Source organism: Oleiphilus sp. HI0061, from assembly GCF_001635675.1.
In genome coordinates, this window is the sequence record NZ_LWFE01000902.1 from 1 (window position 1) to 568 (window position 568).

General features: G+C 44.7%; 1 pseudogene. It reads left to right on the forward strand.

Annotated features, from left to right (window positions below):
• Positions 1–568 (forward strand): annotated as a pseudogene (gene pyrG, locus A3735_RS10655) (CTP synthetase); the annotation flags it as partial.

A 568-nucleotide genomic window follows, 5' to 3' on the forward strand; every position in this document is an offset into this window, starting at 1 on the left:
ACCAAGCCGACCCAGCATTCCGTAAAAGAAATGCGCTCTATCGGTATTCAGCCCGATATTCTGGTTTGTCGCTCTGATCACGAGATTGATGCATCATCTCGCCGCAAGATTGCTTTGTTTACCAACGTAGAAGAGCGCGCCGTTATCCCATTACAGGATGCAAACAGCATTTACCTGATTCCACGTATGCTGAATGAACATGGTTTGGATCAAATTGTCGTAGAACGATTTGGTCTGGAGTGTGATGAGGCCGATCTAACAGAGTGGGATTCAGTGGTTGAAGCTGAATCCAGTCCGGAAAACGAAGTAACCATTGCCATGGTAGGCAAGTACATGGAATTACTTGACGCTTATAAGTCTCTAATCGAGGCGCTTAAGCATGCAGGAATTCGTACGCGCACCAAGGTTAATATTGAGTATATTGATTCCGAGAGAATTATAGATGAAGGTACTGCCGTTCTAGAGTCAGTGGACGCAATTCTAGTGCCCGGTGGTTTTGGTAATCGTGGTGTTGAAGGTAAAATTCAGACAGTTAAGTTTGCGCGTGAAAACAAGGTTCCATATTTAG